The sequence below is a fragment of the Paractinoplanes rhizophilus genome (assembly GCF_042664765.1).
In the GTDB taxonomy this organism is placed as follows: domain Bacteria; phylum Actinomycetota; class Actinomycetes; order Mycobacteriales; family Micromonosporaceae; genus Actinoplanes; species Actinoplanes rhizophilus.
Map to the genome: position 1 here is coordinate 721204 of NZ_JBHTBJ010000001.1, position 23486 is coordinate 744689.

The 23486-nt window shown below is 74.3% G+C and carries 19 protein-coding genes; 8 read left to right on the forward strand and 11 right to left on the reverse strand.

The genetic code is table 11. The features are described from left to right. Window positions 1-907 precede the first annotated feature (907 nt). The 3 genes from ACFQS1_RS03270 to ACFQS1_RS03280 are packed head-to-tail and all read left to right on the forward strand — an operon-like array spanning window position 908 to window position 5098. Entirely contained in the window at window positions 908-3682 is a 2775-nt protein-coding gene (locus ACFQS1_RS03270; protein WP_378964447.1) for a hypothetical protein, read from the forward strand. Beyond that, window positions 3672-4490: an ATP-binding cassette domain-containing protein gene (locus ACFQS1_RS03275; protein ID WP_378964448.1), complete on the forward strand. Its 819-nt coding sequence runs from the start codon at window positions 3672-3674 to the stop codon at window positions 4488-4490. The genes ACFQS1_RS03270 and ACFQS1_RS03275 overlap by 11 nt, the downstream gene beginning before the upstream one ends. Next, complete coding sequence (locus ACFQS1_RS03280) at window positions 4487-5098, forward strand: ATP-binding cassette domain-containing protein (protein ID WP_378964450.1); 612 nt, start codon at window positions 4487-4489, stop codon at window positions 5096-5098. The genes ACFQS1_RS03275 and ACFQS1_RS03280 overlap by 4 nt, the downstream gene beginning before the upstream one ends. A 115-nt stretch (window positions 5099-5213) precedes the next feature. Here the strand turns inward: ACFQS1_RS03280 and ACFQS1_RS03285 are convergent, their stop codons facing one another. The 7 genes from ACFQS1_RS03285 to ACFQS1_RS03315 all read right to left on the reverse strand — a co-directional run bounded on the left by ACFQS1_RS03285 (window position 5214) and on the right by ACFQS1_RS03315 (window position 14586). Next, on the reverse strand, window positions 5214-7634 hold the full coding sequence (locus ACFQS1_RS03285) for a transglycosylase domain-containing protein (protein WP_378964451.1): 2421 nt from the start codon (window positions 7632-7634) through the stop codon (window positions 5214-5216). Window positions 7635-7719: 85 nt separating this feature from the next. Beyond that, window positions 7720-8454: a hypothetical protein gene (locus ACFQS1_RS03290; protein ID WP_378964453.1), complete on the reverse strand. Its 735-nt coding sequence runs from the start codon at window positions 8452-8454 to the stop codon at window positions 7720-7722. A gap of 17 nt (window positions 8455-8471) precedes the next feature. Beyond that, the gene (locus tag ACFQS1_RS03295) at window positions 8472-8840 is read right to left on the reverse strand and encodes a DUF742 domain-containing protein (RefSeq protein WP_378964454.1); all 369 of its coding nucleotides are present in this window, start codon (window positions 8838-8840) and stop codon (window positions 8472-8474) included. Further along, window positions 8837-9265 (reverse strand): roadblock/LC7 domain-containing protein, encoded by a 429-nt coding sequence (locus ACFQS1_RS03300; protein ID WP_378964455.1) that lies wholly within the window; start codon window positions 9263-9265, stop codon window positions 8837-8839. The genes ACFQS1_RS03295 and ACFQS1_RS03300 overlap by 4 nt, the downstream gene beginning before the upstream one ends. Beyond that, window positions 9262-11016 carry a sensor histidine kinase gene (locus tag ACFQS1_RS03305; RefSeq protein WP_378964456.1) on the reverse strand — a complete coding sequence of 585 codons (1755 nt, stop codon included), beginning with the start codon at window positions 11014-11016 and terminating at the stop codon, window positions 9262-9264. The genes ACFQS1_RS03300 and ACFQS1_RS03305 overlap by 4 nt, the downstream gene beginning before the upstream one ends. A 40-nt stretch (window positions 11017-11056) precedes the next feature. Then, window positions 11057-13627, reverse strand: a complete 2571-nt coding sequence (locus tag ACFQS1_RS03310) for a helix-turn-helix transcriptional regulator (RefSeq protein ID WP_378964457.1) — start codon at window positions 13625-13627, stop codon at window positions 11057-11059. Then, window positions 13624-14586, reverse strand: a complete 963-nt coding sequence (locus ACFQS1_RS03315) for a hypothetical protein (protein WP_378964458.1) — start codon at window positions 14584-14586, stop codon at window positions 13624-13626. The genes ACFQS1_RS03310 and ACFQS1_RS03315 overlap by 4 nt, the downstream gene beginning before the upstream one ends. A 217-nt stretch (window positions 14587-14803) precedes the next feature. Here ACFQS1_RS03315 and ACFQS1_RS03320 point away from each other — a divergent pair, with 217 nt between their 5' ends. Genes ACFQS1_RS03320 through ACFQS1_RS03330 form a run of 3 tightly spaced genes read left to right on the forward strand, consistent with a single transcriptional unit; the run spans window position 14804 to window position 18962 of the window. Next, a complete protein-coding gene (locus ACFQS1_RS03320) occupies window positions 14804-15679 on the forward strand; it encodes an IniB N-terminal domain-containing protein (protein ID WP_378964459.1) in 876 nt (291 codons plus the stop codon). Between the two features lie 29 nt (window positions 15680-15708). Next, window positions 15709-17607, forward strand: a complete 1899-nt coding sequence (locus ACFQS1_RS03325) for a dynamin family protein (RefSeq protein ID WP_378964461.1) — start codon at window positions 15709-15711, stop codon at window positions 17605-17607. After that, window positions 17604-18962, forward strand: a complete 1359-nt coding sequence (locus tag ACFQS1_RS03330) for a hypothetical protein (RefSeq protein WP_378964462.1) — start codon at window positions 17604-17606, stop codon at window positions 18960-18962. The genes ACFQS1_RS03325 and ACFQS1_RS03330 overlap by 4 nt, the downstream gene beginning before the upstream one ends. Window positions 18963-19026: 64 nt before the next feature. On the opposite strand, the gene ACFQS1_RS03335 is transcribed toward ACFQS1_RS03330, so the two are convergent. After that, on the reverse strand, window positions 19027-19695 hold the full coding sequence (locus ACFQS1_RS03335; RefSeq protein WP_378964463.1) for a TetR/AcrR family transcriptional regulator: 669 nt from the start codon (window positions 19693-19695) through the stop codon (window positions 19027-19029). A gap of 304 nt (window positions 19696-19999) precedes the next feature. On the opposite strand from ACFQS1_RS03335, the gene ACFQS1_RS03340 reads away from it, so the two are divergent. Beyond that, a complete protein-coding gene (locus ACFQS1_RS03340) occupies window positions 20000-20704 on the forward strand; it encodes a DUF998 domain-containing protein (protein ID WP_378964464.1) in 705 nt (234 codons plus the stop codon). 383 nt (window positions 20705-21087) lie between these two features. Here the strand turns inward: ACFQS1_RS03340 and ACFQS1_RS03345 are convergent, their stop codons facing one another. Continuing rightward, on the reverse strand, window positions 21088-21273 hold the full coding sequence (locus tag ACFQS1_RS03345) for a hypothetical protein (protein WP_378964465.1): 186 nt from the start codon (window positions 21271-21273) through the stop codon (window positions 21088-21090). 110 nt (window positions 21274-21383) lie between these two features. On the opposite strand from ACFQS1_RS03345, the gene ACFQS1_RS03350 reads away from it, so the two are divergent. Then, complete coding sequence (locus ACFQS1_RS03350; RefSeq protein ID WP_378964467.1) at window positions 21384-22031, forward strand: adenylate kinase; 648 nt, start codon at window positions 21384-21386, stop codon at window positions 22029-22031. Between the two features lie 271 nt (window positions 22032-22302). On the opposite strand, the gene ACFQS1_RS03355 is transcribed toward ACFQS1_RS03350, so the two are convergent. Then, window positions 22303-22521, reverse strand: a complete 219-nt coding sequence (locus ACFQS1_RS03355) for a DUF397 domain-containing protein (protein WP_378964468.1) — start codon at window positions 22519-22521, stop codon at window positions 22303-22305. 9 nt (window positions 22522-22530) lie between these two features. Next, window positions 22531-23397 (reverse strand): helix-turn-helix domain-containing protein, encoded by an 867-nt coding sequence (locus tag ACFQS1_RS03360; protein ID WP_378964469.1) that lies wholly within the window; start codon window positions 23395-23397, stop codon window positions 22531-22533. Between the last annotated feature and the right edge of the window lie 89 nt (window positions 23398-23486).

The window sequence follows — 23486 nt, forward strand, 5'->3', positions numbered from 1 at the left end:
TTCGCGGTGGTGGTTCCGCTCCGCCACGCGTTGCCCGGCCGCAGCTTCGCCCCGCTTGTCCGCGCCGCCTTTGCTCTGCTCACCTGCGGTAAGCGCCGCCTTTGCTCTGCCCACCGGTAGTAAGCACAGCTTCGGTCGCTTCGGGTCGATCTGGACGTAGCGGCCTTCGCGGACGTCGGCGCGCGGCCGGGTCGCCTGGCCTGGGCGCTTCCTGTGGGTGAGCAGAGCAAAGCGTGGCGAACACCCAGCTCAGACCGCGGAACAGGGCCTCGATCCCGGCACCTCGCTAGGGTGGGGCCATGCCGCTCGGCCTTGGCATCGACCTCGGGACCACCAACACCAAGGTCGTCCTGGCGGAGCTGGGCGAGGCGGCGCCTCGGGTGCGCGCGGCGGCGAGCGCGCCGACCCCGGAGCCCGGCGACCTCCGCGCCACCCTGCACGCCCTGCTCGGACGCGTCCTGGACGGATCCGCGCCGCCGGACGCGGTGGGGATCGCCTCGATGGCCGAGACCGGCGTCCCGCTCGGCGACGACGACGCGCCGCTGACCGCCACCCACATCGCCCGGGGTGCCGGCGACATCGCTTCGGCCGATCGGAGGCTCTGCTCCGCGGGGAGCACCAAGACTCGTATGCCCGCGGCGACCTGCAGACGGCCGCGCTGCTGCACTGCCTGGGCCATGACGCGTACGGCGCCACCGCGATCAGGGATTGCTTGCGCCGGGCCCGCAGCGGCTGGGCGAGCCTCACCGGGGCGGAGCTCGACGTCGTACGCGTCATCGCCGCAGGCGCCACCAACCGGGACGCGCCGCCCAGCTCTATCTGTCGCCGCACACCCACCTGGCGCGGGACCACGACGGGTAAAAAACTGTTGTAACTTCGGGGCCCGGGGACGAAGGAGGCCGCCGACGTGCGCGACCGGCTCACCACGACCGCGGTCCTCGGCGGTCTCCGCCGGCGGGCCTGGTCGCTGCTGACGCTCTCGGCGTTCCTCGTCCTGGCCGCCGCCGGCGCCGCCGCGCCCATGTTCGCCGAGGCCTCCGACAACGCCACCTTCCAGCTGCGCCGCGATCAGATCCCGGCGACCGCCCGGCAGAGCGACGCGGCTGTGGTGCGCCTCTCGGCGGCCGTCGGGTCGACGAGCGCCGACCAGCAGGCCGTCATCGACGACATGCGGGCGATCCCGCACCTCACCGAGCCCGACCTGACCGGTGGCTCGATCGGCGCCGAGCTGATCGCGCCGCGCTTCTGGGAGCTGACGGTCAACAACGGCGCCCGGAAGGAGCGCGGCCGCCTGTTCGCCGTCGCCGATCCCGCCGCGGAGCTGGAGGGCACCGACACCGGCACCGACACCGGCACCGGCACTGGGCAGGAGGGTCTCTGGCTGCCGCGGCCGATGGCCGACACGCTCGGCGCGCGCCCCGGCGACCGCCTCACCCTCACCGTCGTCGTGGGCACCCGGGGCGAGCGGCACCAGGCCACCAGCACGGTCGCCGGGGTCTACGCCGTCGACGGCGAGGGGCGCCTGCCGGCCGGTCCGACGTGGGCGTTGCGGCGCGGGGACACGCCGGGCGATACGGAGTACGAGACCCTCCCGGCATACCTGCTGGTGGGCGACGCCGCGACGATCGAGCCGCTGGCGAAGGCGCTGCACGACAAGATCTTCTGGTCGGTGGAGGCCGCGCTGGCGCCGGGCACGACGCTGGCCGAGGCCAGCCGGACCGCTGCCGCCGTCGAGAATCTGCGTCGCGAGTATGCGACCCGCCAGCCGCCGGAGGGCGCCGACAGCCCGCTGGCGTTCCGGTTCGCGAGCGGCATCGGGCGGATCGTCGCCACCGCGCGAGAGACGACCGAGACGGTCCGGCAGCGCACCCGGCCGGTGGAGTGGGCGGCAGTCGGCGTGGGCCTCGCGTCGGTGCTCGCCGTGGCGCTGCTGTCGGCCCGGCGTCGCGAGCGCGAACTGCGGCACGCCGTCGGGGTTGGCCTCGCTCCGGCGCGGGTGGGCGGGCTGTGGCTCCTCGAGAGCCTGCTCCCGGCCGTCCTCGGCGCGGCGCTGGGCTGGTTGGTCGCGTGGCAACTCGTGGCCCGGCTGGGTCCGCCCGGCGCCATCGAGGAGTCGAAGATCCCGGCGGCCTGGATGGCCGCATCGGTCACGGCGGCCGGTTTGGTCACGGTCGCGGGGGTGGCCACTGCGGCGACAGCCCGACGCGTACGGCCGATGGCGCCCACCACCACGCGAAAGCAGCTCCCCTGGCCGGCCCTCGTCGTGGTAGCCGCCCTCGTCGCCGCCGCCGGTCTGGCCGGCGCCGGTGGCCCGGCCGGCGACATCGACCTGCGCGGCACGCTGCTGGTCCTGGCGGCCGCCGGGGTGGTGGCCGGCTGGCTGCCGAGCCGGCTCGCGGCCCGCCGCCGCACCGCGCTCCCGGCCTCGCCACGACGCGCGGTCGGGTGGCTGGCGCGCCGGCGGCTGGGCGCGGGCGGCGCCGAGCGCCGGCTGGCCGTCGTGGTGGTCACGGCCGGCCTGGGCATGCTGCTGTTCGCGCTGTCCGCGGTGGAGTCGACCGCCGACTCGGTCGAGGACCGGATCGCGGTGGCGGCCGGGGCCGAGGCCGTCGCGCCGCTCGAGGGGTCGTACCTGCTCGACAAGGACGCCCCGTCGCCGCCGCCGCAGAAGGATCCGTTCGCCCCGCGGCCCACCGGCCCGGTGCCCGGCGTGCGGGTGCCGCCGCTGCCGCCGGGCCACACGGTGGTCTGGCACACCGACGTGCTCAGCCCGGTCGACGCCGAGCAGAAGGACCTGTTGATCATCGACCCGGCCCGGTTCCGGGAGGTCGCCCTGTGGGGCCGCGGCCCCGATCTGGCCGCGGCGCGGGCGGCGGTCGCGGAGCTCGCGGCCCGGCCGGAGGCGGCCGACCGTTCCGTACGCATCATCGCCGTCGCCGATCCCGCGTCGGCGAAGGTGGACTCGTTCCCGCTGAAGGTCGGCTTCGACTTCCAGGATTTCACCGTCGCCGCCCGGGTGGCCGCGTTCCCCGGCATGCGCGGCCGCCCGATGTACGTGGCCGCCGCCGACCCGGTGCTCGGCAACCTCGGCGTCGACGACCCGCGCCTCGCCCCGGCGACCGCGATGCCGGTCGGCGTCCAGGTTGCGCAGGCCGCGCTGTGGAGCTCCGGCGGCGCGGCCGGCGTCGAGGCCGTCACCACCGCGAAAGGCGCGCGTCCCGAGCGCGTCGACACCGCCGACGCGTTGCGGTCCAGCGCCACGTACGTCGGAACCGCCCGCGCCCGCGGCTACCAGGTCGCGATCGCCGGCTACCTGGCGCTGCTGGCCGTGCTGACCCTGGGCATCTACGCCCAGCGCACCGCCGCCCTGCGCCGCCCGGCCGACCTCATGCTGGCCCGGGTGGGCCTCGGCCGCGGCCGCGTCGTCCGGGCCGGCGCGCTGGAGTTCGTGTTGCTGGCCGCGGTCGCCCTCGCCGCCGCGGCGGCCGGCGTGGCCGCGCTGTCCCCGCTCGGCGGCCGGCTGCTCGACGACCAGCCCGCCCTGCTGCCCCGCTACGTCTTCCACCTCTCCCCGCTCGGCGTGGCGGTCACCGCCGGCGCCGCCGCGGTGGCCACGGCGCTGGCCGTGGCGCTGACCGCGACCCGCCCGGCCGTCGAGGAGGTCGCCTACCGTGACGACTGACTTCGCGCCCGTGCTCGAGGGGCACGATCTGCTTCAGCTGTACGCCGCGCCGACCGGGCCCACCCAGGCGCTGCGCGGGGTCGATGTCACCGTGCGCGGCGGCCGGATCAGCGCGGTCACCGGCCCCTCCGGCAGCGGCAAGTCGACGCTGCTGGCCCTGCTCGCGTTGCGGGAGCGCCCGGCCGGCGGCGAGCTGCGGCATCGGGGCCGGCTGGTCGCCGGCCTGTCCCGCCGCCAGCTGCGGCGCCTGCGCCGGCGCGAGGTCGGCTGGGTCGCCCAGCGGCCCACCCACAGCCTGTTCCCTCAGCTGGACGCGCTCGGCCAGATCGAGCAGATGGCCCGGCTGCGCGGCGTGGACTGCGACCCGCTCGCCGCCCTCGACGAGGTCGCGCTGACCCCGCTGGCCCGCAAGCGGCCCGAGGTGCTGTCGGGCGGCGAGCAGCAGCGCCTCGCGGTGGCCGCGGCCGCGGTAGGCCCGCCCGCGCTGCTGGTGGCCGACGAGCCCACCGCCGAGCTCGACGACGACTCGGCGGCACTGGTCCTGCGCCTGCTGCGCGACCGGGCCGGGCGGGGCAGCGCGGTCGTCCTGGCCACGCACGACGCGCGGGCGATCGCCGCCGCCGACACCGTGCTGCGCTTCCGGCACGGCGTCCTGTCCGGCTCGCAGGAGGCCGGCCGCGACCACACCGTCACCATCGACGGCCAGGGGCGCCTGCAGCTCCCGCCGGAGGCGCTGCCACTTTTCCCGGGCCGCCGGGTGGCGGTCACCGTCGTCGACGGGCACGTCGAGCTGAGGCGGGCCGAATGACCGGGTCGCTGGTGGAGGTGCGGTCGGTCGGCCATGCGAACGGCGTCCTCCGTGACGTCTCGCTCTCGTTGCCGCCCGCGACGCTGGCCGTGCTGGCGGGCCGTTCCGGTTCCGGCAAGTCGACGCTGTGCCACCTGATCGCCGGCGTCATGCGCCCGTCCTCCGGTGAGGTGCTGGTGGGCGGCAAGCCCGCACACCGCGCGGTCGACTGGGCCACCGTGTCGCTGTTACCGCAGCGCCTCGCGCTCGAGCCGGAGCTGTCGGTGGCCGAGAACGTCCTGCTCCCGGCGGGCGTGCGCGGCGCGTCCACCGACCGGGGCCTGCTCGAGCGGCTCGGTCTCGCCGGCATCGCCGCCCGCCCGGCCCGGGACACGTCGCTCGGCGAGCAGCAGCGCACGGCCCTGGCCCGTGCGCTGGTCCTCACCCCCGCCGTCGCCGTCCTGGACGAGCCGACCGCGCACCAGGACGATGAGCATGTCGAGCTGGTCCTGACCGCCGTGCGCGCCGCGGTCGACGCCGGCAGCCTCGCCGTGGTGGCGACCCACGATCAGCGCGTCATCGACATCGCCGACACCGTGGTCCGCCTCAGCTCGGGGCAGATCGCCTGACCGGCCGCCACCCGAGCCGCGGCCGCCAGCCCGAGCCGCGGGCGCCGGCCCGAGCCGCGGGCGCCGACCCAGCCACGGGCGCCGGCCCAGCCGCGGGCGCGGGGACCCAGGGGCGTCAGCGTCCGCGCTTCTTTCCGTTGCCCTTCTGGCCCGGGCCGGTTCCGTTCCCGGGCGGGGGCGCGGCCCCGCCGGCTCCCTTGCTGATCTCCAGGACGATCTGGCTGCCCTTCGCCGCCCGTCCGCTCGGGCGGGTGTCGGCCACCGTGCCGGCCGGGCAGGGCGAGGTGACCTGGCCGCCGGTCGTCGGCAGGAAGCCGGCGCCCTTCAGCTCGGCGGTCGCGTCGCCGACGGTCGTGCAGCTCACCGACGGGACCGGGACCAGGTCGCCGATCGCCACCTTGGTGTCGCCGGGCTTCGGGAACTGGACCTTCGGCTTGCCCTTCATGTAGTCGGCGACCGTGTTCCACACCGCCGGGTTCACCGTGCCGTGGTCCATGTGCTGGGAGGTCTGCGGCCAGTCCGGGTCGGCGAGGTAACCGGCCACCACGATCGACGTGGTGCCGACGATCAGCGCGGCGGTCTTGGAGCTGTCGGTGGTGCCGGTCTTGCCGAACACCGGGTGGCCGACTGCGTCGTGGGTGTGCGGGGCCGTGCCCGCGCCGCCGCAGCTGCCGAGCTGGGCCGAGTCGCCGACCGGGCAGCGGGCCGCGTCGAGGGCGGCGCGGGCCACGTCGGCGCTGACGACCCGCTTGCAGTCCGGGCTGCCGACGTCGATCTTCTCGTTGTTCCGGTCGACGATCTCCTTGACCGGGGTCGGCGCGCAGTACCGGCCGTCGGCCGCCAGCGTCGCGTACGCGTTGGCCAGGTCCAGCGGCGTCGACGCCGAGACGCCCAGCGTGAACGCGCCCCACTGCTCGGCGTTGCCGGGCGCGGCCAGCCTGGCGTCGTTCGAGGCGCGGAACTGGATGCCGAAGTCCTTCGCCGTCTGGACGACGTTCTCGGCGCCGACCTCCTCCTCGAGCGGCACGAAGAAGGTGTTCACCGAATGCCCGAACGCCGACCACATGTTGTAGACGCCGGCCTCGCTCTCGCCCGCGTTGCCCGGGCAGTAGAAGTGCGTGCCGGGGCAGGCGGCCTTGCTGCCCGGTTCCACGATGTAGTGCGTCTTGGCCACCACCCCGGCGTTCATCGTCCGGGTCAGCGGGATGCCGGCCTTGAGCGCGGCCACCATGGTGAACAGCTTGAACGTCGAGCCCGCCTGATAGCCGTCGACGTCGCCGCCCCCGCTGATGATCGGGTTGGTGGTGTTCGGGTACGTGCCCTTGAGCTTCCGGGCCGCCTTGGCCGGGTTCGACGAGATGTGGTTCTTCGAGTCGTCCAGCTTGAACGTGCGGTTCGCGGCGAGCGCGAGCACCTGGCCGGTGCCGGGCTGCACCGCCGCCAGCATCAGGGCGTCCTTGTTGTTGTTCTTGATCTGCTGGTGGATCCGCTGGTACGCCGCCTCGGTGGCCTTGAGATCCATCGACGTGACGATCCGGTACCCGCCGTCCTCGAGGCGCTGCTCACGGTCGAACGTGCTGGCCCCGAACGCCTGCTGACTGTTCCACCAGCGGGTGAAGTAGTCGCAGAAGAAGCCCCACTCGTTCTTGTGCACCGAGACGCAGCCGTTGCCGGCGCGCTTGACCTGATGCGGGACCGGCTCCTTGAGCGCGGCCTGTTCCTGGGCCGCGGTGATCGCGCCGGTGGCCACCATGCCGTCGAGCACGTAGTGGCGCCGGTCGACCGCCCTCGGATACCCGGAGGGGGTGGACGGGTTGTTGGTCGTCGGGGCCTTGACCATGCCGGCCAGCAGGGCCGCCTGCGCGATGTCGAGGTCCTTGGGCAGCTTCTGGAAGTAGATCTGGCTGGCGGCGTAGATGCCGTAGGCGCCGTTGCCGAACGGGGCGATGTTCAGGTATCGCTCGAGGACCTGCTGCTTGCTCAGCTCCTTCTCGAGCTGGATCGCGTACTTCATCTCGGTGACCTTGCGCTTCGGGGTGTCCTCGGTCGCAGCCACGACGTCCTGCGGGTTGGTCGCCGAGTAGGCCAGCGCCATGCGCACGTACTGCATGGCGAGGGTGGAGGCGCCCTGCCGGTCGCCGCCGTTCGTGTCGTTGACGAACGCGCGGACGGTGCCCTTGAGGTCGACGCCGCCGTGCTTGTAGAAGCCCCGGTCCTCGGCCGCGATGATCGCGTTCTGCATGTTGACCGAGATCTCCTTCAGCGGCACGTCGCTGCGGAACTCGTCGTACATGAGCGCGATCTGCGTCTTGTTGTCGGCGGCGTAGACCCGGGTGATCTGCGGGGAGCTGAAGGCCTTGAGCCGGCTGGGCAGCGCGGCGAAGGCCTTGCCGCCGGCCTCGATGGTGAGCCCGGACATGGCCAGCGCCGGGAAGGCCGCGGCGGCGACCACCACCCCGGCCAGCAACCCGCAGATCAGCAGCGAGGTCGCGTTGGTGAGGACATGGTGATCGCGCGGGCGGAACCAAGAGGACACCCGGGCAGGGTAGTGATCGTGGTTGTGAATCCGGTGTGAGGTCCGGGAGTGAGCCCGGCCACGTGGCGGATCCCGCGGCGCGGCCTCATCCCGGCAGGCCGGTGCAGACCTCGTCGCCGACCCGGCAGTCCGTGGGCTGGGCGTCGACCAGCGTGGCGCCGCGGACCTCGAAGGAGATCACCGCGGACGCTCCGGCGGCGATCTGCCGGGTGGTGTCGTCGGGCGTGAAGGTCCAGGCCGCGCCGTCGCGCTCGACGGTGGCGCCGTCGACGGCGGCGATCTGGAGGGTCGGGCGGGGCAGCGTGACGGTCAGCCGCCAGTCGGTGGACGGGCCCGGACCCTGGGCGGCCAGCGTGACGGTGGCCCGGTAGCCGAGCAGGCCGCTGCCGTTGGCCGCGGTGTAGGCGGCGGTCAGGTGGCTGTCCGCGCCGGTCGTCGCGGTGCCGGCCGGGGCCTTCGCCGCCGGGCGGGACGACACCGGCGGGACGGAGGCCGACGGCGACGCGGCGGCCGACACCCGCCGCGTGGCCGTGGTGGTGGCCGGCGCGGCGATGCTGGTGACCGGGGCCGGCGGCGGGGGCGCGGCCTGACCGGGCGGGGTCAGGCCGGTGCGGCCGGCCGGCGCGCGCACCAGCGCCCCGATCAGGATCGTGGTGGCGCCGGCCACCACGAGCACGCCGGCGGCCAGCCAGATCAGGCCGGCCCGGCGGCGGCCGGGCAGGTTGCCCGTCTGCACGGCGGTGACCAGGCGGAGCAGCGCGTCCAGCAGCACCACCGAGGGCGAGCGCCGGGGCTGCGGGTGCGGGTGCGGGTGGCTCATCGTACGGACCTCCGCCGTCACAGGGCGTTCAGGCCGCTGAGCACCTGCTCGAGCAGGCTCATCGACGGGCGATCGGCGGCGTTGCGGGTGCGGGGAACGGCGACCAGGCCGGCGTCGCGCAGGTCGCCGAGGATGACCCGGACCGGGCCGAGCGGCAGGCCGAGCCGGGCCGCGATCTCGGAGACCGACACCGGCCGCTCGGTGAGCTCGACGATGGTCGACTCGGCGAGCGACAGGTCGTGGCCGGGCTCCGCGCCGGGCACCCGCTGCACGATGGTGCTGAGCGTGAAGTCGCCGGCCGGCGCCTCGGCCCGGCCCCCGGTGATCGCGTAGAGGCGGACGAGGGGGCCGGCGTCCTCGTCGTACCAGATGTCTTCGTCGATCATGAGATCGGCAGCAGATCGGGCTCGGTGGGCCGCATGTCGACCGACGAGAGCCGCAGCCCGAGCCGGCCGGCGAAGGTGGCGATCCGCTCGCGGGTGCCGGACAGGTCGGTGACCGCGTCGAACACCACGGCGAGCAGCAACTCCCCGGTCACCGGAACGATCACCAGCATGCGGTAGTCCATCTCGACCACCGACTGGTCGACCCGGCGGCCGCCGTTGTTGCGGTTGGCGGCGTCGGCGATCGCGTGCAGGCCGGCCGCGACCGCGGACAGCTGGGTCGCCTTGTCCGGCCGGGTGCCGGCGGACATCGCCAGCTCCAGGCCGTCCGCGGACAGCAGGACCACGCCCTCGGTGCCGGGCAGCTGATGGTGCAACTGGTCGAGGAGCGGACCCGCACCCGTCGCACTGATGATCCAGTCGTTCACTGCGCCTCCGCCTCGCTCGCCGCGCCATGGCCCACGTTGGAAAGATCTACGGATGTGGTGTCCACTTCGCTCAGTCGCGCCCGCATCCGGTCCACCCGGTTGATCGGCGGGCCGCCCGGCCGGTGCTCGGCCGCCTCCGGGTGCGACACCAGGCCGGCCGGCAACGCCACCTCGGCCACCAGGCCGCCGGCCGGCCCGCGCAGCAGCCGTACCCCGACGCCGCGCCGGGCGGCGAACCGGCCCACCGCGTAGAAGCCCTGCCAGAGCCCGCCGGTGGGCGGGCGCGGGTCGGCCATCACCTCGCGGGCGCGGTCCAGGTCGAGGTCGCTCATGCCGGGTCCGGCGTCGGCGACGGTCACCGTGTAGCCGCCGTCCGCCCAGCGGCCGCCGGTGCGCACCCGGGTCTCGGCCGGCGAGTAGCTGACCGCGTTGTCGATCAGCTCGGCCAGCAGGTGGGTGATCTCGAGGACCGCGTCGCCGGCCAGGGCGGCCGGCTCGATCTGCGAGGTGGAGACGCGTACGTACCCGTCCACCTCGGCGGCGGCGCCGCGCACCACCTCGCCCAGCGGCATCGGCCGGCGCCACTGCCGGCCGGGCGCCCCGCCGGCCAGCGTGATCGCCTTCTCGGTGTTGCGGCGCACCCGGGTGGCGAGGTGGTCGGCGCGGTACAGCTGGCCGAGCATCTCCTCGTCGGACTGGCGGCGTTCGAGGCCGTCGAGCAGGCGCAGCAGGCGATGCACGAGTCGCTGGCTGCGCCGGTGCAGGTCGAGCAGGAGATCCTGGAGACCGGCGCCGTCCGCCTCGGCGGGGGCCGCGGCGACCGGCGGGTACGTCGGCCGGAACCGGCGGACCAGGGCGACGACGCCGAGCAGGGCCACCAGGCCGACCCCGGCGACCAGGGCGGCGTAGACGGTCGCGCCGATCGCCGCCGGGGTGGCGTCCTCGACGGCGGCGCGGGCCGCGCTCGTCTCGGCCGCGCGCAGGGCGGCGTTGACCGGGTCGGCCGCCGCCGCCCACTCGGCCGGCGTGACCCGCTGCCCCTTGTCCAGGATCAGCCGGTCCTCGATCGCGGCCAGCCGTTGACCGTCGGCACTGGCCACGGCCCCGGGACCGGCGGAGGACCCGGGGTCGGCGGCGGACCCGGCCTCGGCACTGGCACCCGCGGCGGCCAGCCAGGCGCGGCGCTCGCCGGCCAGCTCGCCGACGCGGAGCCGGTCGGCCTCGCCGGCCCCGGCCGTCGTGCCCAGTGCCGTCCGCAGCATCGCGTCCTCTTGGGACAGTGCCTCCCGGGCGCGGCCGAGCGGTCCGGCCGGCAGCCAGGACAGGCCGAGGCCGTCCCGGATGACCGAGCCGTACGCGCCGAACACGGCGGCGCTTTCCATCTCGCCGTGGTCCAGCTGCGAGCGGACGACGTCGAGCGCGTCCAAACTCGACACCAGCGCGCCGGCCGACTCGGTGTAGGCCCACCGGCCGTCGAGCGATCGCAGCTCGTCGCGGGCGCGGTCGGTGCGCTCCCGGGCCGCGGTCAGCGCGGTCGCGTCGCCGCCCGCCAGACGGACCAGTGACGCCCGGCGCTCGTCCTGCAACGCCACGACCGCCGTGTCGACCGCGCGCCCGAGCCGGTCGGCGGTGTTGCGCTCGCGCACCCGGCCGGCCGCGTCGAGCACCGCCGGCACCGCCGCGGCCAGCCACAGGGCGACGAGGAGGAGCAATCCGGCGCCCAGCCGGGGATCGAGACGAGGCCGCTTCACGCCAGAACTCCGTTCGGTCGGTCGACCCCATGGATACCGATCACGCCATTGCTCCGTTCGGTCGCTCGGCCGGCTCGTCGGGCAGCAGCTCGCGCAGCCGGGCCAGCAGCTCGCGCCGGTCGGTGCAGCCGAGACGCTGCCGGATCCGGGCCACGTGGTGCTCGACCGTCTTGGCCGACAGATAGAGCCGCTCGGCCACCTGCTTGTAGGTCAGCCCGGCGACGACCAGCGCGGCCACCTGCTGCTCGCGCTCGCTCAGCAGCGGCTCGGCGGCCGGCGCGGGCGGCGCACCGGGCCCGGCGGCCGGTCCGCCCAGCGCGCGGGCGCAGTCGAGCAGCCGGGTCATCGCCTTGCGGTCGGCGGTGCGGATCGCGGCCTGTCCGGCCAGGCGGGCGCCGTCCCAGGCGAGGCCGGTCGCCGCCAGCCCGCGGGCGGCGGCCTCGATCCGTTCCGGATCGATCCGGTCGGTGATCACCGCAAGCCAGCCGCTCGCGGCCGCGGCCAGGGCTTCCGCGTACGGGCGGCGCCCGGCCAGCCCGGCGAGCGCGGCGGCGTGCCGCTCGGCCTCGTCGGGCCGCTCGGCCAGGATCGCGGCGTGCAGGCGGCTCCAGTGCAGCGGCAAGCTCCACAGTGGCGGGTCGCCCAGCCGCGCCAGCAGGCGGTCGGCGTCGGCCAGGTGGGCGGCCACCCGGTCCTGCTCGCCGAGCCGGGCCGCCGCCACCGTCAGCTCGCCGAGCGGCAGCAGCGTGAACAGGTCGACCGGCTGGCCGATCAGCACCTGGCAGGCGTCCGGCCAGACGGCCCGCAGCCCGACCGGGTCGCTGTCCCGCCGGGCCAGCCCCACCCGCAGCCCGGCGGCGAACAGCAGGTCACGAGCGCTCCGCGCGTCGATGCGCGGAGCGGCAGCGGCGCCGAGACGGCCGCGCAGCATCCGGGACCAGGCCTGCAGCAACAGGTGCCGGGCGGCCAGCGGCGGGCCGCCCACCGTGGCGCGGATCGCGCGGCCGAGCGTGGCCTCGGCGGTGTCCAGGTCGGCGTCGTGCAGGGCGACGATCGCGGCCAGCGCCGCGGGGCTGTCCGGCAGCAGGCCGGCCCCGGCCGGCTCGAGCAGCGCCGATGCCTGCACGAGCGTCGACAGCGCGGCGGCCGGAGCGCCGGTGACCGACTCCCGGACCCCGCGCGCCATCAGCGCGGCGGACGCCCGCAGCAGCGTCGGCGGGCCGTCGTCGCCGGCCTCCAGGGCGGCGAGCCCGGCGTCGGCCTCCTCGACGCGGCCGACGCCGGTCAGCGCGGCGGCGCGGAAGCCGGCGGCCGGTCCCGGGCCGGCCCAGCGCACCAGCTCGGCGGCGCTGTCGAGGCGGCCGCGGTGGGCCATCGCGACGGCCGAGACGTAGGCCGATTCGGCGCGCTGCGCGGGCGATCCGCCGGTGGCGGACCGGTCGGCGAGGGCCCGGTCGGCGAGCCGGGCGGCCAGGTCGAGGTCGCCGGCCAGGGCGGTGGCCATCGCGTGCCGGGCGGCGGCGGGGCGACCGGCCTCGGCGGCGGCCGCGAAGAGCCGGGCGGCGAGCGCCGGGTCGTCGCCCATCGCCTCCTCCCCCGCCGCCTCGAAGGCGGGCCCCAGCTCCGGCCGGGCACCGATCCCGGGCTCGAACGCGTGCCCCAACTCCGGCCGGGCACCGACTGCGGGCTCGAACGCGTGCCCGGCCTCGGGCTCGATGGCGGGGGCCGGCTCGGGCCGGGCACCGACACCAGGCTCGACGGCGGGGGCCGGCTCGGACCGCGCCCCGCCGCCGGCCGGCAGCAGGTGGCGCATCAGCGGGAGCACCGGGCCGCCGCGCGCCAGCTGGAGGTCGGCGAGCCGCTGCCGCACGTCGATCCGCTCGGCGATCGGGGCCAGCGCGGCGAGCGCGTGCCGGGCCAGCGGCACCATCGTGCCGTCCCCGCCCAGCATCCCGGTCGCCTGCCCGGCCGCGACCAGCTCGGCCACCTCCCGGGGGTCCCGGCCGAGCAGCTTGGCGATGAGGTCGAACGACAGCCCGGCCCCGGCCTCGACCGCGAGCAACAGGGTGCGCAGGTCGGCGTCCAGCTCGTCGATCTCGGGCGCGAACGGCGCGAGCGCCGCGGCCGGCACCCGGGCCGGAACCGCCGGGCCGGAAAGCGCGGTCGCGAGCCGGGCGACGTAGCGCGGCACGCCGGCGCTGAGCGCGGCCACGTAGCCGGCGAGCGGCGTTGGGCGGCCTGGCTGAGCCCTGAGCGGATCGCCGACCAGTTCGCCGATCTGCGCGGCGCTGAGGGCCGGCAGCACGATCGGCGCCCGCCGGCGCCGCAGCACCTCGGTGAGCGGGGCCAGGGCCGCCGGGCGGGGCCACGGGCGGTAGGCCACCACCACCCGGGCGCCGGGAAGCTCGGCGCGCTCGCGCAGCTCGTGCAGCCGCGCGTCGCCGAGCCGATGGGCGTCGTCGACGAGCAGGATCTCGCCGGCCGGGCGACATGCCCGCTCCAGCTCGGCGAGCAGGGCGCTCTTGCCGTAGCCGCCCGGGGCGCAGATCGCGGCGCACAGCGGTGCCGCCGGGTCGGCGCGCACCTCGGTCAGCAGGCCGGCGGCGGTCACTTGGCACCCACTCCCGGCGCGGCGACCTGCACCGGCGGGCGGGGCGGCATCTCGCCGGGGCCGAGCTCCGAGACGCCGAGCCGGCTGTCCGTGATCGGCAGCAGCTCGGTCGGCAGGACGAGGACGTCGGCCAGCGGGGACGAGGCCTCCGGGGGCGCCGTGGCGGCCGGCGGAACCGGCGAGCGGAGCGCCAGCACGGTTCCCCGGGCGACGGTCAGCCACGGGTCGTCCTCGCGGATCACCGGCGCGGCGACGGCCTCGGCCAGCGACGGGACGACCAGCGGGTGCGCGGAACCGCCGCCGGCCACCAGGACGGCGGCCAGGTCGTCGAGCTCGGCGCGGCAGGCGCGGGCGGTCCGCCGTACCAGATCGAGGATCGCGGCCAGGACGGCGCGCGCCTCGCCGTCGGCCAGGTCGTCGCCGCCGAGCTCGTCCACCCCGGCCGCGCCGAGGACCTCGAGGCGCCCCGGCCCGTACGGCACAAGCAGCGCGACCTCGACGGAAGCGCGACCGATGCGGCAGACGGCGACCGGCCGGCCGGAGGCCACCGGCCGGCCCGCCGCGAGATGGCGCTCGACCACCGCGCCGGCCCGGCTCACCAGCACCACATTGCTCATGCCGGCGTCGTCGAAGGCGGCGCGCAGCAACCCCACCCGGCCCGGGCCCCACGTGCTGGGGTGAGCGACCGCGATGCCGTCGGGACCGGCGCCCTCGCGGGCCCAGATCTGGTCGCCGGCCGCGCGGGCCTGCTCGACCACCAGCGCCTGCGGGGTGATGAGGAGGTTGTCGCAGTAGACCGGCACGTCGTCGCCGCACCGCCGGAACAGGCCCGGCACCGCCGGTGGCGAGTCGGTGGCGACCGGTGACGGCGGCCCCCAACCGGCCGATCCGGGTGCCCGGCGGCAGATCGCGGCCCAGGTGGCGGCGGATCCGACGTCGAGGCCTAGCAGGTACGGCAAGGGGAAGCTCCTCAATATCCGATCTCGGGACCCCATGTTCGTACCAGATCGGGCATCGGGGGTCTTCCCCCAAATTTCATCGCGACCGATCCCCTAACCCCCTAACCCCGACGCACCCTATCCCCCGGCGCCGGAGGGGGACGAACCCCGATGCCCGGCGCGCCGCCGGACCCTAGCTTGGTGGCACACCCACGACCCCGTGAGGAGACAATTTTCGATGGACTCGTCCCCGACGTTGCAGGATTTCGTCCTCAACCTCATCTATGACCCGGGCGCCCGGTCGGCGTTCGAGCTCGACCCGCACGGCACCCTCGAGGCGGCCGGCCTCGGCGACATCACCGCCGCCGACGTGCAGGACGTGCTGCCGCTGGTGCTCGACTACGCGCCGCTGAGCAACCTGCCGCAGGCCGGGCCGGCGCAGGTGGACGAGCTGACCACCGGGGTGGCGCACCTCGACGTGGCCGGCGCGGTCGCCCACCTCCAGTCGATCACCGCCCAGGTGGGCGGCAGCACCTACTCGCACGCGGCCGACCTGAACGTCGCGGCGGCCACCACCGTGACCGCCGACCACCTGCTCTCCACGGTGGACGTGACCGGCGGGCTCGGCCTCATCCACGACCCGGCGGCCGGCCTGGACGCGACCGTGGGCACGACGGTCGGCCACCCGACCGCGGACGTGGCCTACAGCGCCGACAGTGTCGTCTCGCACGCCGCGGTCGCCGGCACCCTGGACGCCACCGTCAACACGGCGACCGGGCTGACCGGATCGCTCGGAGTCGATGCCGGCGGCCTTGACGTCGCCGGGATCCAGGAGGCAACCTCTTCGCTTGCCGGGACCCTCTCCGGCGTCGATCACACGGTCGGCGGGCTGCTGCCCGACGGCACGGTGGACGGCGCTCTGGGTGGCACGCTGGACGGCGCTCTGGGCGGCACGGTGCATGGCGCCCTGGGCACGGTGGACGACGCCACCGGGGTGATCGACCACCACGTCTCGGGCGTGACCGGGCTGGTCGACGGCCTGACCCAGCCGGCGCCGGCCGAGCCGGAGGCGGGTCACGACCTGCTGGGCGGCCTCACCGGCCTGCACTTCTGACGGCACGACCACGGAGGCAGGGCGTCACGATGGAAAGCTGGGAGACCGGACCCACGGCCTATGCGGGTCCGGCCTCCCCCGTCCGGCCGGGCCGGACGGAACTCGGCGCCCTGTCCCCGCTGTGGCTCGACGTCCTCGACGCGACGATCCGCACGTGCACCGAGCACGGCCGCCCGGAGCTGGCCGGCCGGCTGTGGCAACGCCGGACCCAACTGCTCGACCCGAGCCTGCGCGTGCTCGTCGTGGGCCGCGAGCGGCAGGGCAAGAGCCAGCTTATCAACGCCCTGATCAATGCCCCGGTCTGCGTGACCGGCGACGACCGGGGCACCGCGGTGCCGACGGTGGTCCGGCACGCCGCGCGGCCGACCGCCGAGCTGATCCGCGGGGACGAGGCCGGCGCGGGCCCGCACGACCGCCTCGCCCTGGCCGCCGACCGGCCGGCCGAGGCGCTCACCGAGACCCTCGCGGACATGGCCCCGGGATCGTTCGAGCGGCTGCACGCCGAGGTGGGCCTGCCCCGCGAGCTGCTCGCGGCCGGGCTCGCGCTGATCGACACGCCGCCGCTGCCCTGGGAGCAGGGCGCCGCGGTCGGCCGGGTCCGCGAGCTGGCCGACACCGGGCGGGCCGACGTGCTGCTGTTCGCCTGCGAGGCCGGCCGGGAGCTGGCCGGCGCCGAGCTCGCCGTGCTGGCCGAGCTGTCGGCGCTGCGGCCCGGGCTGGTGGTGGCGTTCACCAAGACCGACTACGCCCCGGACTGGCGGCGCGACGTCGAGGCCAACCGGATGCGGCTGGTGCAGGCGGGCGTTCCCGCCACGGTGGTGCCGACCTCGGCAGCGCTGCGCGCCCACGCGGCCCGGACCGGCGACCACGCGCTCAACGGCGAGTCCGGCTTTCCGCAGCTCATCACGCTGCTGCGCACGCTGATCGCGGCCAAGCCGGACCGGCTGTCGCGGGCCGCGGTCGCGCTGATCGGCCGGGCGGTGACCGACGAGCTGGCCGTGCCGCTGCGCGAGAGCGTCGCGGCGCAGCGGGCCGAGACCGCCCACTCGGACGCGGCGGCCCGCCTGCACGAGGCCCAGCAGCGGATGGACGGCCTGCGCAAGTGCACCACCCGCTGGCAGAGCCGGCTGGCCGACGAGGTCGGCGACCTGATGTCCGACATCGAGCACGACCTGCGCGAGCGCACCCGGGCCGTGATCGCCCGCTCCGACGAGATCTTCACCGAGTCCGACCCGCTGCGCGTCTGGGACGAGTTCGAGCCGTGGCTGCGCGACGCGCTCCTCGAAACGGCGCGCACCAGCCTCGGCTGGCTGAGCGAGCGCGCGGCCTGGCTGGCCCGGTCGGTGGCGGCCGAGTTCCCGCCCGAGCTGGGCCAGGTGCTGCCGTCCTGGGTGCCCGCCGTCCCCGGCGACCTGCCCGACCGGGTGACCGATCTCGGCAGCCCGCCGGTCGAGCGGTTCACGCTCAGTCAGAAGGTCTTCACCGGCCTGCGCGGCTCGTACGGCGGCGTGCTGATGTTCGGGCTGGCCACCAGCCTCACCGGGATGTCGCTGATCAATCCGATCTCGCTGAGCGGCGGCGCCCTGTTCGGTGGCAAGAGCATCCGCGAGGAGGGCCGCTCGCTGCTCAAGCGCCGGCAGGCGACGGCTCGCGCCGCCGTCCAGCGGCACGTCGACGAGATCTACATCGGCATGGCCAAGGACGCCAAGGATTCCGTAAGGCGCATCCAGCGCGCCCTGCGCGACCATTTCACCGCCGTCACCGAGGACCTGCAGGACGCCATCGTGGAGTCGCTGCGCACCGCGAAGGCCGCCGCCGACCAGGAGGCCTCGGCCCGCGAGACCCGGGCGCGGCGGGTCGAGCAGGAGCTGATCCGCCTGGCCGGGCTGCAGAAACAGTCGCTGGCCCTGCTGCAAGCCCCGGCATGAGCGACGACGACCTCGAACGGCGGGCGCGCGACCTGCTCGAGCGGGCCGCCCTGGCCTTCCGCGGGCACGCCCGCGCCGAGGAATGGTTGCGGCATCATCGCGTACGCCTCGACGAGCCGCTCCGCGTGGCCGTCACCGGCGGGCCGGAGACCGGGAAGTCCACAGTGGTCAACGCGTTGATCGGCGAGGAGGTGGCGCCGGTGCGGGCGGGCGGCGCCCCGGTCTGGTTCCACGACGGCGCCCAGCCGCTCGCCCGGGTCCAGCCGCAGTCCGGGCCGGGATTCGCGGCTCCCCTGCACCGTTCCCGGCCGGGTCACGCCGTCGCGGTGCCGGACGACGACGCGGCGTCGGTCGTCGTCGAATGGCCGTGCCGGGCGCTGCGGCACACCCGGCTGCTGGAGACCGGCGCGCCCGCCTTCGACGAGGCCGACGCGGTTCTGCATCTCGTGCGCCACCTCGGCGAGCCGCCCGCGCTGCCGGCCGGCGGTGCTCAGCCCGTACACGTCATGGTCCTGCTCTCGCGTGCCGACGAGCTCGCCGGCGGCAAGCCGGATGCCTTGCTCAACGCCAAGCGGATCGCCCGCCGCAGGCGGAAAGACCCGCGCGTGGCCGCGCATTGCCAGGACGTGCTGGCGATCTCCGGGCGGATCGCGCACGCCGGGCGGACGCTTCGCGAGGACGAGTACGCGACGATCGCCGCGATCGCCGGAATGCCGCGTGCCGACGCCGACGCGCACCTGCTGTCGGCGGATCGCTTCACCGGCGCCGCCTTTCCGCTCGACGTGCCGGTCTCGCGGCGCGCCGGGTTGCTCGACCGGCTGGGCCTCGGCGGGGTGCGGCTCGCGGTGACGCTGACCCGGACCGGGGCGCGCACCCGGGCGGCGCTCGGCGAGCAGCTGGTGCGGCAGAGCGGGCTGACCGAGTTGCAGGCGGCGATCAGCGACCTGTTCACCGCGCGGCGCGGGGTGCTCAAGGCACGCAGCGCGCTGATGGGGTTGCAGCATCTGCTGCGGGCCGAGGCGCGGCCGGAATTGAGCGCCGCGCTGGAGCAGGTGGTGGCCGGGGCGCACTCCTTCCGGGAGCTGCGGCTGCTGTCGGCGCTGCGCACCGGGCGGGTTTCGCTGCCGGGCGAACTGGCGATCGAGGCTCGCCGGCTGGCCGGCGGCGACGGCGGCGCCCACTGCGAGCGACTCGGGCTCGACCCGGAGACGCCGCCGGAGCGGTTGTGGCCGGCCGCCGAGAATGCGGCCGCCCGATGGCACGCGCTGACCACGTCGGCCGCGACGGCGGGCGGGCGGCGGGCGGCCGAGGTGGTGCTGCGCAGTTGCACCGCCATCCTCGACGACCTGGGCTGATCCGGCATCGGAGGGCACGAGGCTGCCGGTGCCGGCGCAGCCCGATCGCCTCCTGGCAGCTGCGTCAGAAGACGCGCCTCTTGGCCGTCCGGCCGCCTCCGGCCACCGGAACGGGGGCAGTCGCGGTAGTTCCGCCGTCGCCGCCGGGCCGGCGAGGGGGTGAGGCGGGGATGGCGTTGTCGATGAGGACCGCGGCGATGGCGGCGGCGGTGGGAAAGGATGCGCTGCCGAGGACCCGGGTGCGGACCGCGGCGCCGTCGATGAGCAGGGCCAGTTGTTCGCCGAGCTGTTCGGGGTCGGTGGCGCCGGCTTCGCGGGCCGTTTCGGTGAGCCGCGCGGCGAGGGCGGTCTTGTAGTCGCGCGCGTACTCGGACGCCGGGTGCTGGGGGTCGTGGAGCTCGACGGACGCGCCGATGTACGGGCACAGGGGCATGGACGCGGGTATGTCGAACGCGGCGAGGAGCCGTTCCCGGGGCGTGAGGTCGGTGCGGTCGAACACGCCGGGCATGACCTCCGGATCGAAGCGGCGCAGGTATTCGGCGACGAGTTCGTCCTTGCTGGCGAAGTGCTGGTAGGCCGTGCGCTTCGACACCTGGGCCACGGCACAGAGCTGGTCCATGCCGGTGCGGTTGATGCCCTGCTCGCGGAACAGCTGCTGTGCCGCGCTGAGGATGCGCTCGCGCGCGCCCCGGCCGCGGCGCCGGCCCGTGGGGCCCTTCTCCAACGCCGTCATGCCGCGAGCATAACTCGGTCGGTACCGATCGGTGCACATAACTTGCGCGCACGCCGGGCAACGGATAGGTTACGTACACCATCCAGTTTCCTTCAACGTCCTTCGCCCCGGTCGACCCGAGCGGTGTGAATGGGCTGAACCGCGCACGGACCGGACAAGCGAAAGATCGAGGAACAGGAAGAAGACAACTCATGAGCAGCATCGGCATCCACCACCCCGAGGGAGCGTCACGATGACTTCCTCGGCTCGAGACCTCGACGAAGCAGACGCCGGCCGGACGGCCAGTTCACCCGGGAGGCGCGCCATGGTGCGGCGATGGGCGTGGCTCGGCCTGGTCGCCCAGGCGGTCTTCGTCGCGAGCTGCCTGGTCGCGGCGTCCTGGCAGGGGCCGCGCTACAGCTCCGTCGCCCACAGCATCAGCGACATGTTCGCGGTCACCGCGCCGCACGGCGCTCTCCTGGTGGTGGTCCTGAGTTTGTGCGGCGCCGCCACGATCGGCTTCGCCCTGGGCTCGGTGTGGCCGGAGCTGCGTACGGGTGGCTGGCGGGCGGCGACCGGCTCCGTGCTGCTCGCCCTGTCCATCGTCGGGCTCGGCGACCTGCTCTCTCCGGTCGAGAGGCTGGCCTGCCGGATGGCCGACCTGGGATGCACCCCCACGCAACAGCTGTCCAACATGGGCGGAAAGCTGGACAACATCATCAGCTCGATCGGCGTGCTGCTGCTCGTGATCGCCGCGTTCTTCCTGGCCGCCGCGATGCGCCGCACTCCCGGCTGGGAGGGCTGGGCACGCCCGACGCGCTGGACCGCGGTCCTGATCATCGCTTTCGCGGTGGCCAGCGTGCTGACCCAGGGCCCCGGCTACTCCGGCCTGTTCGAGCGCCTGGTCGCCGTCACGGGCGCCGCCGCGCTCGCGGTGCTCGCGATCGGGATCCTCCGGCGGACCCGGGGCACGGCCCCGATCGGTGCACCGCCGGTCGCGGGGCCGGCGCAGCCGACGCCCACGCGGTAGGAACGACGGCCGGCGGCCTCCCCGCACGGCTCGGCCCTCCCGGATGTGACGCGACGGGAGGTCCGAGCCGCGAAAGCGGAACCGATGGCCTGCCCTAGTTGATCACGAACTTGGAGCCGGGCTGGACGACGATGTCGCCGTCGGCCGGATTCGTGACGGTCACGCCGGTGCGGGTCGCGCTGCCCTTGGCGCCGGTCATCGCCCGGATGACGACGCCGGTGATGCCCCGCGACGGCAGCAGGGTGATCGCGCCGAACTCCTGCCCATCCGCCCAGAACTTCCCGCCCGCCCGGTACAGGCCGTTGTTGGCGATCAGCGTGGTCCCGCCGAACGGCTGCGGGTCGTGGTCGGTCGCCAGACGGTCAGGGTGGTGTCCCCCACGGTCAGCCGGGTGATCGTGGCGGGCGCCGTGCCCGTGCCGCGATTCTCGACCGCCGGTCGGCGGCCTGCTCGGGCCCGCAGGCGGCCACCAGCCCGGCCAATGCCAGCACGATCGCGGCCAGGATCACCGGGGCCTTGACCACCACGACCCGGCCCGGCGGCACTCGCCGGAGCGGTCGCATGGTCATGAGCCACGTTGTCCATGTGTCGGCCCGGCCGCTACGGGCTGGCGGCGTTCCTGGAGATCAAGTCCATCCAGCGCTAGGGTCTGTCTGACCCAGTCGGACGAGGAGGCGCCGTGCGAATTCTGTTGGTCGCACCGCCGGGCGCCGGCAAGGGAACGCAGGGTGCGCTGATCGCCACCCACTTCGGCATCCCGCACATCGCGACCGGCGACCTGCTGCGCGATCACGTCGCCCGGGGCACCGAGCTGGGGCGGGCCGTCAAGCAGCACCTCGACGAGGGCGGCCTGGTGCCCGACGAGGTGGTGCTGGAGATCGTCGAGCACGAGATCGCCAAGGCGAAGGCGGCGGGCCTCGGCTACGTCCTCGACGGCGTGCCCCGCAACATCACGCAGGCCCGCACGCTGTACGAAGCCGCCCTCGAGCTCGACATGACCGCGGACGTCGCGCTGCACCTCAAGGTGGACGACGACGAGGTGGTGCGCCGCCTGCTCGCCCGGGCCGCGCTGGAGCACCGCTCCGACGACACCGAGGAGGTCATCGCCCGCCGGCTCGCGGTGTACCACGAAGTGACCGCGCCCATCGTCGACTGGTACGCCGAGCGCGGCATCCTCGTGTCGGTCGACGCCATGCGCCCGGTCGAGGAGGTCGGCCGCGAGGTGCTGGCCGCGCTCGAGGTGCTGCGCCCGCTCGTCGGCGTGGTGCCGCCGGGCGCCCGCCGCCCGATCGACCTCACCGGGCTGGGCGCCGCCTTCGGCAAATGATCGGCGCCAATTCGGCCAGGTCGTCGTCCGAGAGCTCGAGTCCCGCCCCGGCGATGTTCTCCCGCAGGTGTGCCGTGGAAGACGTGTCCGGAATCAGCAGGATGTTCGACGACCGCCGCGCGGGGTAATGCCGAGGACCGGACTACGTCGACTGCCTGGCAGGCGCCGGATCGGGGCCTTGGCCATCGAAGGGCCATCGACCCTGACCCGGCACGCTCGGTGCTCAGCAGCGCCGACCCATGCTGGGCTCACACCAGCGGCGGATCGACCGCTACTGCCGACTCACAAGATCATCGAATTCCCCTGCCTTCACGCCCGCGATGAAGGCGTCCCACTCCGGAATCGTGTATCGAATGACTTCCCCATCGGGACGCCGCGAATGGCGGAACGCTACCGCATCTTCAATAAAAGCGACTTCTACACAATCTCCACCGCCGCTGCGAGTGGAAATGCGCCACGCGACACCATTGTCCTGCGCAGGGTTGTTCACTTGTTCTCCTTATGATTTACGAGCCAAGGCGTCCAGACGTCTCTCGATGATGGCTCTTGATTCATCTTCCGGTGCCGCCAGCTTCGACAACAGTTCAAATTTCTCTTTACAGCGGCGAACGATGTCTTCCTGGTCATCGAAGGCTTGGCCAACTTGGTCCTCGACGTACACGAAGTCATCCAGCAGAGCCTGCCCAAACGTAAAGATCGAGAAGCTTCCATCGAGGCCCGGATGCGGGCCGACATCCATTGGAAGAATCTGTACCGTCACATTCGGCAGGTCGCCGGCAGCCAAGAGGTGACGCAGTTGCTGCTGCATACCCTTCACACCGCCGAGGACGCGATTGATCACCGGTTCGTCCATGACGGCGCGAAATTCCAGGCTCCGCGGCGGCGTCAGGTTCTTCCTACGCTCCATCCGCGCGCTTACCGTCTGGCTGATCTGGTCGGCACTGAAATACCGGCGTAGCGAACTGACCACGGCCGTTGCGTATAGTTCCGTTTGAAGCAGCCCAGGGATCAACTGGGCCTGGAATGTCGCGACGCTTTTGGCTTCGCTCTCGAAGGTAAGATACTTCGCCGTTCCGGTCTCGAGGTCATACCGAGACCAGGAATCGTTGTCTCCCTTGACCGGCGCGGCCAACGCCTCCAACTCCGATGTAGTCCGCTCGTCCAGTTTGTAGAATCGACAGAGCGCGACCACCTGCGATGGAACTGGTGGCCGGGTCAACGACTCCAGCCTACTGATCTGAGTCGCGTTGATTTTACTCTTGGCGGCCAGCTCAGTTGGAGAAAGATTGTGATCTTCTCTCAACTGCTTGAGCCGCGCCACAAGCAGCCTGTGCTGGATGCGAGGTATATAGGGCTGCCTGGCCATTTTGCGCCTCCATACCTCAACCGTTCGGTCGCGTCACGGCAAGTTGACCGCTGGCCGTCGGCCTCGGGAACGAACCCTAGTGTCTCCGA

What these genes read in the sequence shown, in the direction of transcription:
- ACFQS1_RS03280 (WP_378964450.1), top strand. Translation starts at nt 4,487, where the DNA reads ATGACCGGGTCGCTGGTGGAGGTGCGGTCGGTCGGCCATGCGAACGGC.
- ACFQS1_RS03290 (WP_378964453.1), bottom strand. Translation starts at nt 8,454, where the DNA reads ATGAGCCACCCGCACCCGCACCCGCAGCCCCGGCGCTCGCCCTCGGTG.
- ACFQS1_RS03295 (WP_378964454.1), bottom strand. Translation starts at nt 8,840, where the DNA reads ATGATCGACGAAGACATCTGGTACGACGAGGACGCCGGCCCCCTCGTC.
- ACFQS1_RS03320 (WP_378964459.1), top strand. Translation starts at nt 14,804, where the DNA reads ATGGACTCGTCCCCGACGTTGCAGGATTTCGTCCTCAACCTCATCTAT.
- ACFQS1_RS03325 (WP_378964461.1), top strand. Translation starts at nt 15,709, where the DNA reads ATGGAAAGCTGGGAGACCGGACCCACGGCCTATGCGGGTCCGGCCTCC.
- ACFQS1_RS03330 (WP_378964462.1), top strand. Translation starts at nt 17,604, where the DNA reads ATGAGCGACGACGACCTCGAACGGCGGGCGCGCGACCTGCTCGAGCGG.
- ACFQS1_RS03335 (WP_378964463.1), bottom strand. Translation starts at nt 19,695, where the DNA reads ATGACGGCGTTGGAGAAGGGCCCCACGGGCCGGCGCCGCGGCCGGGGC.
- ACFQS1_RS03340 (WP_378964464.1), top strand. Translation starts at nt 20,000, where the DNA reads ATGGTGCGGCGATGGGCGTGGCTCGGCCTGGTCGCCCAGGCGGTCTTC.
- ACFQS1_RS03345 (WP_378964465.1), bottom strand. Translation starts at nt 21,273, where the DNA reads ATGACCATGCGACCGCTCCGGCGAGTGCCGCCGGGCCGGGTCGTGGTG.
- ACFQS1_RS03360 (WP_378964469.1), bottom strand. Translation starts at nt 23,397, where the DNA reads ATGGCCAGGCAGCCCTATATACCTCGCATCCAGCACAGGCTGCTTGTG.